General features: G+C 69.4%; 15 protein-coding genes and 1 pseudogene. 11 read left to right on the forward strand and 5 right to left on the reverse strand.

Annotated features, from left to right (window positions below; translation table 11 throughout):
- The 7 genes from VJ655_RS10490 to VJ655_RS10520 form a co-directional block, all read left to right on the forward strand.
- The coding region (locus VJ655_RS10490) for an alpha/beta hydrolase (protein WP_324111003.1) at positions 1-877 on the forward strand (877 nt) is incomplete at its 5' end.
- 148 nt (positions 878-1025) lie between these two features.
- A complete protein-coding gene (locus tag VJ655_RS10495; RefSeq protein WP_324111004.1) occupies positions 1026-2024 on the forward strand; it encodes an NADPH:quinone oxidoreductase family protein in 999 nt (332 codons plus the stop codon).
- Positions 2025-2239: 215 nt separating this feature from the next.
- Positions 2240-2374, forward strand: a complete 135-nt coding sequence (gene rpmH, locus VJ655_RS10500) for a 50S ribosomal protein L34 (RefSeq protein ID WP_004622337.1) — start codon at positions 2240-2242, stop codon at positions 2372-2374.
- Between the two features lie 93 nt (positions 2375-2467).
- A complete protein-coding gene (gene rnpA, locus VJ655_RS10505; protein WP_324111005.1) occupies positions 2468-2917 on the forward strand; it encodes a ribonuclease P protein component in 450 nt (149 codons plus the stop codon).
- A gap of 7 nt (positions 2918-2924) precedes the next feature.
- The gene (gene yidC / locus VJ655_RS10510; protein WP_324111006.1) at positions 2925-4781 is read left to right on the forward strand and encodes a membrane protein insertase YidC; all 1857 of its coding nucleotides are present in this window, start codon (positions 2925-2927) and stop codon (positions 4779-4781) included.
- Positions 4781-5443, forward strand: a complete 663-nt coding sequence (yihA, locus tag VJ655_RS10515) for a ribosome biogenesis GTP-binding protein YihA/YsxC (protein WP_324111007.1) — start codon at positions 4781-4783, stop codon at positions 5441-5443. The genes yidC and yihA overlap by 1 nt, the downstream gene beginning before the upstream one ends.
- A 114-nt stretch (positions 5444-5557) precedes the next feature.
- A complete protein-coding gene (locus VJ655_RS10520) occupies positions 5558-6037 on the forward strand; it encodes an ASCH/PUA domain-containing protein (RefSeq protein WP_324111008.1) in 480 nt (159 codons plus the stop codon).
- Positions 6038-6175: 138 nt separating this feature from the next.
- On the opposite strand, the gene VJ655_RS10525 is transcribed toward VJ655_RS10520, so the two are convergent.
- The 4 genes from VJ655_RS10525 to VJ655_RS10540 all read right to left on the reverse strand — a co-directional run bounded on the left by VJ655_RS10525 (position 6176) and on the right by VJ655_RS10540 (position 9684).
- Entirely contained in the window at positions 6176-6628 is a 453-nt protein-coding gene (locus VJ655_RS10525) for a chemotaxis protein CheW (RefSeq protein WP_184722625.1), read from the reverse strand.
- Between the two features lie 192 nt (positions 6629-6820).
- Positions 6821-6940, reverse strand: coding sequence for a cytochrome bd-I oxidase subunit CydX (gene cydX, locus VJ655_RS10530; RefSeq protein WP_035043223.1), 120 nt, complete (start codon positions 6938-6940; stop codon positions 6821-6823).
- Positions 6941-6953: 13 nt separating this feature from the next.
- Complete coding sequence (cydB, locus tag VJ655_RS10535; protein WP_324111009.1) at positions 6954-8105, reverse strand: cytochrome d ubiquinol oxidase subunit II; 1152 nt, start codon at positions 8103-8105, stop codon at positions 6954-6956.
- Positions 8106-8118: 13 nt separating this feature from the next.
- Positions 8119-9684 carry a cytochrome ubiquinol oxidase subunit I gene (locus VJ655_RS10540; protein WP_324111010.1) on the reverse strand — a complete coding sequence of 522 codons (1566 nt, stop codon included), beginning with the start codon at positions 9682-9684 and terminating at the stop codon, positions 8119-8121.
- Positions 9685-9807: 123 nt separating this feature from the next.
- On the opposite strand from VJ655_RS10540, the gene cydD reads away from it, so the two are divergent.
- The 4 genes from cydD to fixJ all read left to right on the forward strand — a co-directional run bounded on the left by cydD (position 9808) and on the right by fixJ (position 15454).
- Complete coding sequence (cydD, locus tag VJ655_RS10545; RefSeq protein ID WP_324111016.1) at positions 9808-11457, forward strand: thiol reductant ABC exporter subunit CydD; 1650 nt, start codon at positions 9808-9810, stop codon at positions 11455-11457.
- A 58-nt stretch (positions 11458-11515) separates the two neighbouring features.
- Complete coding sequence (locus VJ655_RS10550; protein WP_324111011.1) at positions 11516-13123, forward strand: ATP-binding cassette domain-containing protein; 1608 nt, start codon at positions 11516-11518, stop codon at positions 13121-13123.
- A 242-nt stretch (positions 13124-13365) separates the two neighbouring features.
- The gene (locus VJ655_RS10560) at positions 13366-14853 is read left to right on the forward strand and encodes a PAS domain S-box protein (RefSeq protein WP_324111014.1); all 1488 of its coding nucleotides are present in this window, start codon (positions 13366-13368) and stop codon (positions 14851-14853) included.
- Positions 14846-15454, forward strand: coding sequence for a response regulator FixJ (gene fixJ, locus VJ655_RS10565; protein WP_324111015.1), 609 nt, complete (start codon positions 14846-14848; stop codon positions 15452-15454). Before VJ655_RS10560 ends, fixJ begins: the two co-directional genes overlap by 8 nt.
- A 7-nt stretch (positions 15455-15461) precedes the next feature.
- Here the strand turns inward: fixJ and VJ655_RS10570 are convergent.
- A pseudogene (locus VJ655_RS10570) lies at positions 15462-15602 on the reverse strand (nucleoside transporter); the annotation flags it as partial.

Consider the following 15602-nt stretch of genomic DNA (forward strand, 5'->3'; position numbering starts at 1 on the left):
CCTGTCGCCGGCCGAGGCCGTGGCCGGCAGCGCCAGGGGCCTGGCCGCCGTGCAGGGGCCGCTGGAGCCGGGCGTGCGCACCGAGAGCCTGTCGGTCGAGGGTCCCAACGGCCCGGTCCCCTGCCGCGCCTATCGCCCCGACAACCAGGACGGCGCCGCGCCCTTGATCGTCTACGCCCACATGGGCGGCGGGGTGATCGGGGACCTGGAGAGCTGCCACGCCTTCTGTTCGGTCCTGGCGCGGATCTGCCGCACGGCGGTGATCTCGATCGACTATCGCCTGGCCCCCGAGCACAAGTTCCCGGCCGGCCTCGAGGACGTGCTGGCCGCCTATCGCTGGGCCCGCGACAACACCGCCCGCTTCGGCGCCGCGCCGCTGCCGCCGGCCATCGGCGGCGACAGCATGGGCGGCAACTTCGCCGCCATCGTCGCCCAGGAGATGAAGCGCCACGGCGAGCCGCAACCGGCCGTGCAGATCCTGATCTATCCGGCCGTGGACGTCGCCAGCGAGACGCCGTCCATGACCACCTACGCCGACGCCTATCCGCTGACCCGGGCGACCATGGACTGGTTCATGGGCCACTATATGAGCGCCGACGCCGACCCGGCCGATCCGCGCCTGTCGCCCGACAAGACCCAGGACCTGTCGGGCCTGGCGCCCGCTGTTATCGCCACCGCCGGCTTCGATCCCCTGGTCGACCAGGGCGAGGCCTACGCCAAGCGGCTTGATCAGGCTGGCGTACCCATCCGTTACCGTTGTTACGACAGCCTCGCGCACGGCTTCACCGCCTTCACGGGGGCGATCCCAGCAGCGGATGCTGCTTGCCGAGAGATCGCAGGATTGGTCCGAGAAGCGTTCGACCAGTGGGTCGACTAGTGGTCCCCAATCTTCTCCCTTCCCCCTTTGATGGGGGAAGGGCGGGGTTGGGGGTGACCCCGCCGGACGATTTCGCGCGATCGAGCCACATCCTGAACCGCTGTCACCCCCATCCCCAGCCCTTCCCCCATCAAAGGGGGAAGGGGGCATGACCGCGCCTGCCCCCACCATGCGCGCCCTTGTCGTCGAGGCGCTCGCCCCCGACTTCGCCGGCTGCGCGGTCCGCGACGTCCCGACGCCCTCCCCCGGTCCCGGCGAGGCGCTGGTCCGCGTCCGCGCGGCCAGCGTCAACTTCCCCGACCTCCTGATGACGCGCGGCGAGTACCAGCTGAAGCCGCCCCTGCCCTTCACGCCCGGCCTCGACCTGGCCGGCGAGGTCGTGGCGCTGGGCGAGGGCGTCACCGGCCTGTCGGTCGGCCAGGCCGTGGTCGGCGGGGCGCGGCTGGGCGGCTTCGCCGAATACGCCGTGCTGTCGGCCGAGGCGCTCAGGCCCAAGCCCGACCGGCTATCCTTCGCCGAGGGCGCGGCCTATGGCGCGGCCTATCTCAGCGCCTATGTCGCCCTGGTGCGCCGCGCGCGGCTGGAGCCGGGCGAGTGGGTGCTGGTGCATGGCGCGGCCGGCGGGGTCGGGCTGGCGGCCGTGGACCTGGCCAAGGCCCTGGGCGCGCGGGTCATCGCGGCCTCGGCCTCCGACGACAAGCTGGCCAGGATCCAGGCGCTCTACGCCCCCGACGCCGTCGTCAACGTGACCGGCGGCTTCCGCGAACAGGTGAAGGCGATCACCGGCGGCCGCGGGGCCGACGTGATCTACGACCCGGTGGGCGGCGACGTGTTCGACGAGAGCGTCCGCTGCATCGCCTTCGACGGGCGGCTGCTGGTGATCGGCTTCACCTCGGGGCGGATCCCGACCATCTCGGCCAACATGCCGCTGATCAAGGGCTTCTCGGTCGTCGGCGTGCGCGCCGGCGAGTACGGGCGGCAGTTCCCCGAGCGAGGACGCGAGAACACCGAGGCCGTGTGGAAGATGGCGAACGAAGGCGTGATCCGGCCGCACGTGCATGCGGAGGTTCCGCTGGAGCGCTGGCGAGAGGCGTTCGAGCTGCTGAGCCAGCGCAAGGTGGTGGGCAAGGCGGTGATCGTTCCTTAGAAACTGTCATCCCGGCCAAGCGCGAAGCGCGCCGAGCCGGGACCGTCGAAAGCGCCGCGCTCGCCGCGGTCCCGGATCTTCGCCGCGCCGCGTCCGGGATGACAGCTTCCACAGTCGACTCAGGTTGACATCCACCGCCCGTTCTTTTATCCACCGCCCCTCACTCGCGAGGCCCTCGGCTCCGCGTCCAACGTTTTGCATTTCGGAGCCACGTCGTGAAGCGCACCTTCCAGCCGTCGAAGCTCGTGCGTGCCCGCCGTCACGGCTACCGCGCGCGTATGGCCACCAAGAATGGCCAAAAGGTCGTCGCGCGTCGCCGCGCCAAGGGCCGCAAGCGCCTGACCGCCTAATTGCTCTTCCTCCTTCGGGAGGCGAGATCATGATCAAAGCCGCCTTTTCCACAGACCTGGCTTCAGGTTCTCGCCGGAAAGGCGGCTTTTTTCATGCCTGACGCCCAGCAACCCCTGAAGTTCGAGCGCCTGAAGAAACGCCCCGACTTCCTGCTGGCCGCCAAGGCCCCGGCCCTGTCGCGCGGCGCGGTCTTCGTCCAGATGCGCAAGCGGCCCGACGAGGATCCGGTGGTCCGGGTCGGTTTCACCGCCACCAAGAAGATCGGCGGCGCCGTCGAGCGCAACCGCGCCAAGCGCCGCCTGCGCGAGGCCGCCAGGCTGGTCCTGCCCCTTCATGCGCGCCCTTCACACGACTATGTGTTCATCGCGCGCGGCGGAACCACGATGCGCGAATGGGGGCGTTTGCTTGACGATGTCAAAACCGCGCTGATAAGCCTCGCCGCCGAGCACGATCGCGGGGGGACCAGAGTCTCCAAGCCGTCGTCCGGCGAACCCGCCGTCGCCGTTTCTTCCCAACAACCCGATCCCACAGTTTCCGGTTAAGCGCTCCATGCAGAACGACAACAAAAACACGCTGATGTTCATCGTCAGCGCGTTCGTGATCCTGATCGGGTACCAGTTCTTCATCCTGGGTCCGCAGCAGAAGAAGGCCGAGGCCGAGATGCGGGCCAAGAAGGCGGCCGAGCAGCAGGTCGCGGCCCAGCAGGGCGTGACCCTGGACGCCAACGGCAATCCCGCGCCGCTGCGCCTGTCGCGCGACGCGGCCAAGGCCCAGAGCCCGCGCATCGTCGTCGACACCCCGGCCCTGTCGGGCTCGATCGCCCTGAAGGGCGGCCGCATCGACGACCTCTTGCTGCGCAAGTACGCCGAGACGATCGACAAGAACTCGCCGCCGGTCGAGCTCTTCCGTCCGGAAGGGGCCGAGCACGCCTGGTTCGCCGATTTCGGCTGGGCCGGCGCCAACCTGCCGGGCCTGCCCGACAGCCGCACCGTGTGGACCGCCGCGCCGGGCCAGGTGCTGCGTCCCAATTCGCCGGTGACCCTGACCTATGACAACGGCATGGGCCTGACCTTCACCCGCGTCATCGCCGTCGACGACCAGGCGATGTTCTCGGTGACCGACAGCGTCAAGAACAACGGGACGGCCGCCTTCCAGCTGGCCCCCTACGCCACCGTCCAGCGCCAGGGCATCACCGACCACCTGGGCAAGACCCAGATCGTCCACGAAGGCGCGATCGGCGTCCTGGGCTCGGGCAAGGACCAGAAGCTGGAGCTGGCCAAGTACGGCAAGTGGAAGAAGGACAAGCCGCTCACGACCTTCGACTCGGTCGGCGGCTGGGCCGGGATCACCGACAAGTACTGGCTGGCCGCCCTGATCCCCGGCCAGAACGAGACGATCAAGGCCCAGTACCGCGTGACCAACGTGGCCGGGACCGATGTCTACGACGTCAACTTCGTCGGCCCGACCCAGGCTCTGAACCCGGGCGCGACCCTGACCCAGACCACCCGCCTGTTCGCCGGCGCCAAGACCGTGCCGCTGCTGCGCAAATACCAGTACGGCGGCGGCAAGCCCCCGGCCTGGTGGGAGTTCTGGAGCAACGCCAAGGCGCAGATCCCGCGCTTCGACGACGCCGTCGACTGGGGCATGTTCCGCTTCTTCACGCGCCCGATCTTCAACATCCTGGAGATCTTCTATCGCCTGGTCGGCAACTTCGGCCTGGCCATCATGCTGCTGACCGTCGTGCTCAAGCTCATCCTCTATCCGATGGCGGACAAGAGCTATGAGAGCATGGCCAAGATCAAGAAGATCCAGCCCGAGGTCGAGAAGCTGAAGGCCAAGCACAAGGACGACCCGACCAAGCAGCAGCAGGAGATGATGCAGCTGTATCAGAAGGAGAAGATCAACCCGATGATGGGCTGCCTTCCGATGCTGATCCAGATCCCGGTCTTCTACTCGCTGTACAAGGTGCTGACCGTCACCATCGAAATGCGCCACGCGCCGTTCTTCGGCTGGATCCAGGACCTGTCGGCCCGCGATCCGTCGACGCTGTTCAACCTGTTCGGCGCGATCCCCTGGGATCCGGCCACGGCCCCGCTGATCGGCGGCTTCCTGGGCGGTCCGCTGCACATCGGCGTCTGGCCGCTGCTGTACGGCTTCACCATGTGGCTGACGACGGCGATGAACCCGCCGGCCGGCGACCCCATCCAGCAGCGCATCTTCCAGCTGTTCCCGATCATCTTCACCTTCACCCTGTCGCAGTTCGCGGTGGGCCTGGTGATCTACTGGTGCTGGAGCAACGTCCTGACCATCGTCCAGCAGTACATCATCATGCGCCGCTATAAGGTCGAGAACCCGATCGACAAGATCATCGCTCGCCTGCAGGGCAAGCCCGTTAGCGCGACCTGATGAGCGAAGACCCGATCTTCACACCCCCTCTTTTCACCGAAGAGGAAATCGAGACGGCGCGGGTGTTCTTCGCCCAGCCGGTCTCGTTCATCATGGGCGCGGTGCGCATGGACGCCATGCCCGCGCCCGACCTGCCCGAAGTGGCCTTCGCCGGTCGCTCCAACGTCGGCAAGTCCAGCCTGATCAACGGCCTGGTGAACCAGAAGTACCTGGCCCGCGCCTCGAACGAGCCGGGCCGCACGCGCGAGATCAACTTCTTCCTGCTGGCCGAGAAGCTGCGGCTGGTCGACCTGCCTGGCTACGGCTTCGCCCGCGTCTCGCGCTCGATCGCCGACAAGTTCCAGGACCTGGGTCGCGCATACCTGCGCGGAAGAGCCAACCTCAAGCGCGTCTATGTGCTGATCGACGCCCGCCACGGCCTCAAGACCGTCGACCTGGAGGCGCTGGACGCCCTGGACGAGGCGGCGGTCAGCTACCAGATCGTCCTGACCAAGGCCGACAAGATCAAGCCGGCCGAGGTCGACAAGGTCGTCGCCGACACCCTGAAGGCCATCGCCAAACGCCCCGCCGCCTTCCCCCGCGTGCTGGCCACCTCGTCCGAGAAGGGCCTGGGCCTGCCGGAGCTGCGGGCGGAGATCGTCCGGGTGTGTATCGACGAGTAGCCACGGCCCCACTCACGCTGCGTGGGTTTGGGGATATGTTTGAGCCATTAACCTTACGCTAGGGTTCGCCCGCCAGAACCCCGCCTCCCCGTTTCCAAGAAAAGTCTCCCGACCATGCACCGCCACGAACTGAAGACCTGGCCCAAGTACTTCGCCGCCGTCCGCTCGGGGCAGAAGCGCTTCGAGATCCGCCGCAACGATCGTGAGTTCAAGGTCGGCGACATCCTGGTGCTGCGCGAGTTCGACCCGGCCACCGACACCTATACCGGCCAGGCCGAGGAGCGTCAGATCACCTTCCTGCTGTCCGAGGAGGACTATGGCGGGGTGATCCACGGCTTCGTGGCCATCGGCTTCGGCGAGGTCGCGCCGCATCCGGACGCCGCCGCCGGCGTCACCGCCGAGCAGCTGGCCGACTGGCACGAGGCCGCCGCCTCCAACGCCGCCCTGCGCGCCCAGGAGGCCCGCAAGGTCTCGCAGAGCTACGCCGAGAGCAACATGGGCGTCGCCCGCGACCGCCACGCCGCCGTGGCCGACGCGGCCGAGGCCGAGGCCGGCTTCCACGCCGCGGCGGCGCGGATCGTTCGCAAGGGGTGAATGTCTAAAAGATCCTCCCCCGGCCAAACGGGGAGGCGCCCCGGAGGGCTGGAGGGGGCGAACTGGGCGAACGCCGCATTGCCCCCCTCGGTCGGCTTCGCCGACAGCTCCCCCTTATGACGGGGGAGCGTCTTACGCTTAAGCCGCCTCGCTCACATGCGCCGGGAACACGTCGTCCATGCGCAGATAGGTGATCAGGCGGTTTTCCATCGAGATGATGGCCTGGATGTAGCGCAGCTCTTCCACGCCGACGTCCGGGGCCGGCTGCAGGCTGTCGCGCGGCACGGTGAAGGTCTCCGACACCGCGTCCACGAGGATGCCGGCCAGGCGGTCCTGACACTCGACGACGACGATGACGTGACGGGTCTCGGGGATGGTGACGCCCAGGCCCAGGCGGTTGCGCAGATCGATGACCGGCATGATCGCGCCGCGCAGGTTGATGACGCCGCGCATATAGGCCGGAGCGTGCGGGATCGGGGTGGCCGGGGTCCAGCCACGGATCTCGCGAACGGTCTTGACGTCGATGCAGAACTCCTGCTCGCCGATGCAGAACGAGATCAGCTCCAGAGCAGGCGCGGTATTGTCGGTCATGAGCGGTCCCCGGGAACGAAAGCCTTGACCGGAGCGGCGTTCGACGCGCTCCGGAACACCTTGCCAGATAAGCCTGGGCCGTCTTTAGCAAGCGTTAAGCCAAACCCGTTCCGGCCGCGCCCAAATGTCGCGGACGTCAAAACTGTCATCCCGAGTCTGCGCTGCGCTTGCCCGGGATGACAGCCTTTATAGCTAAGGCTCCGACAAGCCCTCGTCGCCGTCGTCGGACAGGTTGAACTCGTACCAGACGCCGTTCAGCACGCCGAAGGCGACAGCCAGGCCCAGCCCCAGGATCCAGGTGAAGTACCACATGGTCGCTTCCTCTTCAGTACAGGTCGGGGTTGGTGGTCAGGGCGGCGGTCGTGCTGCGGCCCCACAGAACCTGGTAGACCCAGGCGGTGTAGAGCAGGACCAGCGGCAGGAAGATCACCGTCACCACCAGCATCACGAAAAGGGTCAGATGGCTGGACGAGGCGTTCCACACCGTCAGGCTGGAACGCGGATCGGCCGAGCTGGGCAGGATGAACGGGAACATCGACAGGCCCACGGTCCCGATGATCCCCACCGTCGACAGCGACGAGCCGCCAAACGCCATCCAGGCCTTGTTCCAGCGCATGCCGACCAGGGCCAGGGCCGCGCCGGCGAAGCCCAGCACCGGCGCGATCATCATCCAGCCATGGCGGCCGTAATTGTCCAGCCAGGCTCCGGGAGCCCGCACGGCGGCGGCCCCGCGCAGCGGGTTGGAGGCGCCAGCCGCATCGGCCAGGCCCTCGATCCGGAAACCCAGCCCGCCGAACGCCACCCAGAAGCCGCCGGCCGCGAACAGCACGATGCTGGCCAGGCCCGCGATCTCGCCGAACAGGCGGGCGCGGTCGGTGACCGGTCCCTCTTCGGCCTTGATGGTGATCCAGGCCGCGCCGTGCAGCACCAGCATCGCCACCGACAACAGGCCGCACAGCAGGGCGAACGGCGAGAAGAGGCCGATGAAGCTGCCCTCGTAGAAGGCGCGCAGATCGTCGTTCAGGCGGAAGGGCGCGCCCTGCAGCACGTTGCCCAGGGCCACGCCGAAGCACAGCACCGGCACGAAGCCGCCGATGAACAGGCCCCAGTCCCAGAACGAGCGCCAGCGCGGATTGGGCCGCTTGGAGCGGTACTTGAAGCTGACCGGCCGCAGGATCATCGCCGCCAGCACCACGAACATGGCCAGATAGAAGCCCGAGAAGCTGATGGCGTAGACGAACGGCCAGGCCGCGAAGATCGCGCCACCGCCCAGGATGAACCACACCTGGTTGCCTTCCCAGGTGGCGCCGACGGTGTTGATGACCATGCGCCGCTCGGCGTCGTCCTTGGCGACAAAGGGCAGCAGGGCCCCCACGCCCATGTCGAAGCCGTCGGTCAAGGCGAAGCCGATCAGCAGGATCCCGACCAGGGCCCACCAGATGACGCGGAGGGTGGCGAAGTCGACGGGAAGTTCCATGACTGTGCTCTCCTTAAGCCGCGGCCGGTTCGGGCGTGGGCGACTCGCCGTCCGGGACGGGGTCGTGCTGGGCGAACGGGCCTTTCTTGATGGCCCGCAGGATCAGCCCGACCTCGACCACGGCCAGGCCGCCGTACAGCAGGGTGAAGACCGCGATGCTGGTCAGCAACTGCGGCACGGTGAGGCTCGAGGCGCCCAGGAAGGTCGGCAGCACCCCGTCCACCGCCCAGGGCTGACGTCCCACCTCGGCCAGCACCCAGCCCAGCTCGGTCGAGATCCACGGCAGCGGAATGGCCGCCACGGCCAGGATCAGGAACCACTTGGTGTCGTGCTTGCGCAGGGTGACCAGCAGGAAGGCCGTGGCGAACAGGGCGATCATCAGGAAGCCGATGCCGGCCATGATCCGGAAGGCCCAGAACATCAGCGGCACGTTGGGCACCGAGTCCCAGGCCGCCTTCTGGATCAGGTCCGGCGTGGCCTGGCGCGGGTCGTCGACATAGCGCTTGAGCAGCAGGGCGTAGCCCAGGTCGCGACGGTGTTGCTCGAAGGTGGCGCGGGCGGCGCCGTCGGACGGATTGGCCTTCAGCGTCTCGACCGCGCCATAGGCGACGACGCCGGACTCGATGCGGGTCTGGGCCTTGGCGACCAGCTGGAAGATGCCCTCGACGGGCTTGTCGAAGCTGCGGGTGGCGATCAGGCCCAGGACATAGGGAACCTTGACCTCGTAGCGGGTCTCGCGCGCCTTGAGGTCCGGGATCCCGAAGGCGGTCAGGCCGGCCGGCGCGGGCTCGGTGTTCCACATCGCCTCGAGCGCGGCGAGCTTCATTTTCTGGTTGTCGGTCAGGGCGTAGCCGCTCTCGTCGCCCAGCACCACGACCGACAGCGACGAGGCCAGGCCGAAGGCGGCCGCGACGGTCATCGAGCGCTTGGCGACGCCGACATACCTGCCCTTCAGGAGGTAGAAGGCCGAGATCCCCAGAACGAACACCGAGGCGATCACATAGCCGGCGCTGACCGTGTGCACGAACTTGGCCTGAGCGACGGGGTTGAACAGCACGTCGCGGAAACTGGAGACCTCCATGCGCATGGTGTCGGGGTTGAAGGCCGCGCCGATCGGGTTCTGCATCCAGCCGTTGGCGACCAGGATCCACAGGGCCGACAGGTTGGTGCCCAAGGCCACCAGGAAGGTCACCGCCAGGTGGCCGACGCGCGAGAGCTTGTCCCAGCCGAAGAACATCAGCCCGACGAAGGTCGCCTCCAGGAAGAAGGCCATCAGCCCTTCGATCGCCAGCGGGGCGCCGAAGATGTCGCCGACATAGTGGGAGTAGTAGGACCAGTTCATGCCGAACTGGAACTCCATGGTGATGCCCGTGGCCACGCCCAGCGCGAAGTTGATCCCGAACAGCACGCCCCAGAAGCGCGTGACCGTGCGCCAGATCGGGCGCTTGGTCATGACGTAGATGCTCTCCATGATGACCAGCATGAAGGAGAGCCCCAGCGTCAGGGGCACGAACAGGAAGTGGTAGAGGGCGGTAAGCGCGAACTGGAGTCGCGAGAGGTCGATAACCGTGGGGTCCATGGACAACTCCGAGACGAACGGTCGATAAGCACGCCGACCGAGGGCCTTGCCCTAGATCGACCCGTCGCCCAGAACCTTGATCGTCGTCAAGGATCGGGGCGGATGTCAGCCTACACTCAACCGATGGGTTCCGGCATAGTAGCGTCAGATCATTCTCGCGTATCCAAGGCTTGGCTGAAGCAGCGGGACAAGGCCGCCGGCCCCGCCATGCGCCGCGCCCAAGGACTGGGCCTGCTGGACGGCTTGGCCGCGATCGGCTTCGCCGCCGGCCTGGCGTTCGGCGCCGACGCGATCGCCAATCATCGTGGCCCGCTGGTGCTGTCGGCCTGCCTGCTGGGCGTCGCCGCCGCCATGCTGCTGCGGGCCCTGCTGGCCTACGCCGCCGCCGAGGCCGGGGCGCAGGCCGCCGCCAGCGCCAAGGCCGGGCTGCGCGCCGAGCTGACCCGCGCGGTGTTCGGCCGGTCCGAGGGTCCGCGCCGCTCGGCCGGCGAGGCGACCACCGCCCTGGTCGAGGGCGTCGAGGCCATGGACGGCTATTTCGCCCGCTTCCTACCCACCCGCCTGGCCGCCGGCGCCCTGCCGCTGCTGATGATCGCCGCCGCCGCGATCGCCAGCCCGATCTGCGCGGCGATCCTCTTGGCCACCCTGATCCCGTTCGTCGCCGCCATGATCCTGGCCGGGACCGCCGCCGCGGCGCAGGCCCGCGCCCAGTTCCAGGCGCTGGAGCGGCTGTCGGGCCTGTTTCTCGACCGCGTGCGCGCCCTGCCCGTGGTCCTGGCCTTCCAGGCCGAAGGGACCACCGCCGCCGCCCTGGGCCGCTCGGCCTCGGACCTGGCCGAGCGCACCCTGCGGGTGCTGCGCGTGGCGTTCATCTCCTCGGCGGCGCTGGAGTTCTTCGCGGCCCTGTCGGTGGCGCTGGTGGCGGTCTATTGCGGCTTCAACCTGCTGCGCCTGCTGCCCTTCCCGGTTCCCGAGCAGCTGGATCTGAAGCGAGCCTTCTTCGTGCTGGCCCTGGCGCCGGAGGTCTACGCGCCGATGCGCCGACTGGCCGCGGCCTATCACGACCGCCAGGCCGCCGAAGCCGCGGCGGCGCGCCTCTCGACCTTCGAGCCGCCGCAGGCCGCTCCGGTCGTCGCGCCCCTGGCCGCCGCCCCGGCGATCCGCTTCGACGGCGTCGCGGTGCGCTATCCGGAGGCCGACGCCCCGGCCGTCGCCGGCTTTGACCTCGACATCCCCGCGGGCGCGATCGTCGCCCTGGTGGGCGCCAGCGGCGCGGGCAAGAGCTCGATCCTGAACCTGCTGCTCGGCCTTGCGCCGCTCAGCGAGGGCCAGATCCTGATCGACGGCGCCCCCCGCCCCGACCTCTCGACCGACATCGCCTGGGCGGGGCAGTCGCCCCTGATCCTGCCGGCCTCGATCGCCGACAACATCGCCCTCTCGCGTCGCGACGCCCCCCGGGCCGAAATCGAGGCCGCCGCCCAGCAGGCCGGCCTTGGCCCCGCCCTGGCCGAGCGGCCGGGCGGACTGGACTTCGTGCTCGACGAGCGCGGCAGCGGCCTGTCGGGCGGCGAGCGCCGCCGCCTGTCCCTGGCCCGCGCCCTGCTCAAGCCCGCGCCGATCCTGCTGCTGGACGAGCCGACCGCCAACCTGGACGCCGCCGCCGAGGCCGACATGCTGGTCGCCATCCGCGCCGCCGCCAAGGGGCGCACGACCCTGATCGCCACCCACGCCGAAGCCGTCGCGGCCCTGGCCGACAAGGTGGTGCGGCTGTGAGCAACGCCTTGTTCGAGCTCATGCTTTCAATGGCGATATTGTTGGGAGCCGACGCGTAATGTCATCCCTACCTAGCCCCCTAGACGCCCTCATCCGCGCCCAGAAGCGCGAACGGGCCGACAGCCTGCGCCTGGCGATGCTGAGCGCGGTCGTGGTGGGGGCGGCCTCGACCCTGCTGCTGGGCCTGTCGGGCTGGTTCATCGTCGCCAGCGCCATCGCCGGCGGGATCAGCCTGGCCGCCGCCCAGGCCTTCAACGTGCTGCTGCCCAGCGCCGCCATCCGCCTCCTGGCCATCCTGCGCACCGCCGCCCGCTACGGCGAGCGGCTGGCTGGCCACGCGGCCGCCCTGCGGGCCCTGGCGGCCATCCGTCCCGCCGTGTTCGCCAGCCTGGCCGCGGCTCCGCCCGCACAGTCCCTGGCCCTGTCGCGGGGCGAGGCCTCCGCGCGCCTGGTGCAGGACGTCGACGCGGTCGAGACCCGTTTCGTGCGGCTCTCCGCTCCGTGGAGCGCCGGCGCGGGCGTGGCGGCGGGCCTGGTTTTGACCGCCTTCGCGGGCTGGGCGCCGGCCCTGATCATCCTGGCCGGCGCCGGCGCGGCCATCCTGGCCGCTCGCGCCTTGGCCAAGCGCTTCTCGACCCCGGCCCGCGCGGCCGTCCAGACCCGGATCGGAACCCTGAAGGACAGCGCCGCGGCCCTGGTCGCCGCCTCGGCCGAACTGCGCGCCTATGGGCTGGAGGCCTGGGCCGGCGAGACCCTGAACCAGCGCGCCACCGAGCTGGACGCCGCCCGCCTGTCGGCCGCCCGCGCCCAGGGCCTGGTCCTGGCCAGCCAGGCGGCGATCCTGGGCGGCGCGGTCGCCGCCGCCATGGCCGCCGCCGCCCCGGCTGGCGCGCCGCTGGCCGCCCTTTCGGGTCTGGCCGCGGCGATGAGCGTCGAGGCCCTGGCCAGCCTGGCCCAGGCCTTCGACCAGGACGGCTCCGCCCGCCAGGCGCGGTCGCGGCTGGACGAGATCCTGCGCCATGCGCCCGCCGCGCCGGCCAAGGTCCCGCCCTCGCCGCCCGCCTTGACCCTGCTGGGACAGACCCTGGCGCCCGGCGCGCGACTGGCGATCGTCGGACCGTCGGGCTGCGGCAAGACCACTCTGATCGAGACCCTGCTGGGCCTGCGGGCCGAACCCGCCCAGGCCTCGCGCGCCGCTTTCGCCTGGCTGCCGCAGGACGCGGGCCTGATCGCCGGGACCGTGGGCGAGAACCTGCGCCTGGCCGCGCCGCGCGCCACCGACCAGGACCTGTGGACCGTGCTCGAGGACGCCGCCCTGGCCGAACGTGTCCGCGCCGCCCCGGGCGGATTTTCGGCCTATCTGGGCGATGACGGCGAGCGGCTGTCCGGCGGCGAGCGCCGACGGCTGGCCCTGGCCCGCGCCTATCTGCGCGACGCCCCCTGGCTGCTGCTGGACGAGCCGACCGAGGGACTGGATCCGGCGACCGAGGCCCGCGTGGTCGAGGGCCTGCGTCGCCGTCTGGCCCGCACCGGCCAAGGCCTGGTGCTGATCAGCCACCGTCCCGCCCCGGCGGCCGTCTGCGCCCAGGTGCTACGCCTGGGCGGCGAGGCTTCCGTACAGGAAAAGGGTTCTGTGGCCCCGCGCGCGAAAGTCCCTCTCCCATAGGGAGAGGGATTTTTGACGAGAGCCCTACTTCAGGTTCACGCGAATATGCGTCACGAACAGGACCACGGCGAACGCCGCGAACGCCGCGATCACCATACCGAGATAAGCCGTTTGCCCGTCAGACATGGAGCGCCTCCCTTGGTTGAAAGCCCAAGCTTGAGCATGGCTAAGCGCGCTCGCCTTGACCTGCCTCAAACGCTCTCGGCTATAAGGGCTGCGTTTCCGTCGGAGTTTGGGCGCAGATGAGACCCGCCCGAGGCCTGTCCTCGACCCTGTTCAGCGATCCCAGTCCCGCCGCCTATCTGGCGGCCTTCGCGGCCGTGATGGCGACGGCGGTGGCGCGGCTGTACCTGCCGGAAGCCTTCACCGCGCCCTCCTCGTTCCTGCTGTTCGTGCCGGCGGTGCTGATCAGCGCCGCCCTGGGCGGGCTGGGGCCGGGGATCTTCGCCACCACCTTCGCCTGGGGCGCGGTGTGGTGGGTGACGCGCGACATTCCATTCGATCTGGTCAGCGGCCTGTGCGCGGCGATCTTCCTGTCGGTGGGCTTTGGCATGGCGCTGGGCGGCGGCTGGTTCCACGCCGCGCGTCGCCGGGCGGCGGCGGTCAACGACCACCTGCGCTCGATCCTCGACACCGTGCCCGACGCTGTCGTTGTGATCGATCGCGACGGCCTGATGACCTCGTTCAGCCCGGCCGCCGAGCGGATGTTCGGCTGGAAGTCCGAGGAGGTGCTGGGCCGCAATGTCAGCCTGCTGATGCCCGAGCCCTACCAGTCGGCGCACGACGGCTTTCTGGAACGCTACGCCCGCACCGGCGAGCCGCGGATCATCGGCTCGGGCCGCGTGGTGGTCGGCTCGCGCAAGGACGGCTCGACCTTCCCCATGGAGCTGGCGGTCGGCGAAACCAAGGGTCGAACGCCCTCGTTCACCGGCTTCATCCGCGACCTGACCGAGAGCCAGGAGACGGAGACCCGCCTGCAGGAGCTGCAGAACGAGCTGGTCCACGTCTCGCGCCTGACCGCCATGGGCGAGATGGCCTCGACGCTGGCGCATGAGCTGAACCAGCCGCTGTCGGCGATCGCCAACCTCTTGACCGGATCGCGCCGGCTGATGGACCGGGGCCGCGAGGCCGACCAGACCAAGGTCCGCGACGCCATCGATCGCGCCGCCGCCCAGGCCCTGCGCGCGGGCGAGGTGATCCACCGCATGCGCGACTTCGTCCGCCGCGGCGCCAGCGAGCGCGATGTCGAGAGCCTGTCCAAGCTGATCGAGGAGGCCAGCGCCCTGGCCCTGATCGGCGAGAAGGAGCGCCAGGTCGACGTCCGCCTCAATCTCGACGCCAAGGCCGACGCCGTGTTCGCCGATCGCGTGCAGGTCCAGCAGGTGCTGCTGAACCTGATCCGCAACGGCATCGACGCCATGCAGGCCCAGGATCCCAAGAAGCGCGGCCTCTTGATCAGCACGGGCCTGACCGAGGAAGGCTGGTCGCTGGTCAGCGTCGCCGACACCGGACCCGGCATCGCCGCCGAGGTGCTCGAGCGCCTGTTCCAGCCGTTCATGACCACCAAGCCGCAGGGCATGGGGGTGGGCCTGTCGATCTCGCGCTCGATCATCGAGGCGCACGGCGGGCGCATCTGGGCCGAGGCCAATCCGGCCGGCGGCGCCCTGTTCCGCTTCACCCTTCCGCCCGCCGAACAGCCGGCCGACCAAAAGGATATCGTCGATGAGTGACGCCCCCGTCGTGCATGTGGTCGACGACGACGAAAGCGCCCGCGAATCCCTGGCCTTCCTGCTGGAGTCGGCCGACTTCGAGGTGATGACCTACGCCAGCGCCCCGGCTTTCCTGGAGGCCCTGCCGACCGCCAAGCCCGGCGTGATCATCACCGACGTACGCATGCCCGAGATGAGCGGCCAGGACCTGGTCGCGCGCCTGGCGGCCCTGAAGGTGAAGATGCCGATCGTGATGATCACCGGCCACGGCGACATTCCGATGGCTGTCGAGGCGATGCGCTCTGGCGTGGTCGACTTCCTGGAGAAGCCGTTCTCGGAGTCGCGCATGCTCGACACCCTGCAGCGCGCCTTCAAGTCGACCGAAGCCGCGCCGGTGTCCACCGACGACGCGGCCGTGATCAAACGGATCGAGAGCCTGTCCGAACGCGAGCGTCAGGTGCTGGACGGCGTCGTGGCCGGTCACGCCAACAAGGTCATCGCCCGCGAGCTGGGCATCAGCCCGCGCACCGTCGAGATCTACCGCGCCAAGCTGATGACCAAGATGCAGGCCGACAACCTGGCGGCCCTGGTCCGCATGACCCTGTCGGTTCGGGGGGGCTAGGCGCCCGTCAGTGCTTGGCCAGCAGGACCGAAAGCTCGCGGCCCAGGGTGTCGTCCAGCAGGGGCTTTTCCACCACGGTGACGCCGCTGACGCCCTGCCGGTGCAGCCGCTCGACATCGCCGGTCAGCACGATGGTCGGGCGGCCGGG

It is taken from the genome of Caulobacter sp. (assembly GCF_035254145.1).
Lineage (GTDB): Bacteria > Pseudomonadota > Alphaproteobacteria > Caulobacterales > Caulobacteraceae > Caulobacter.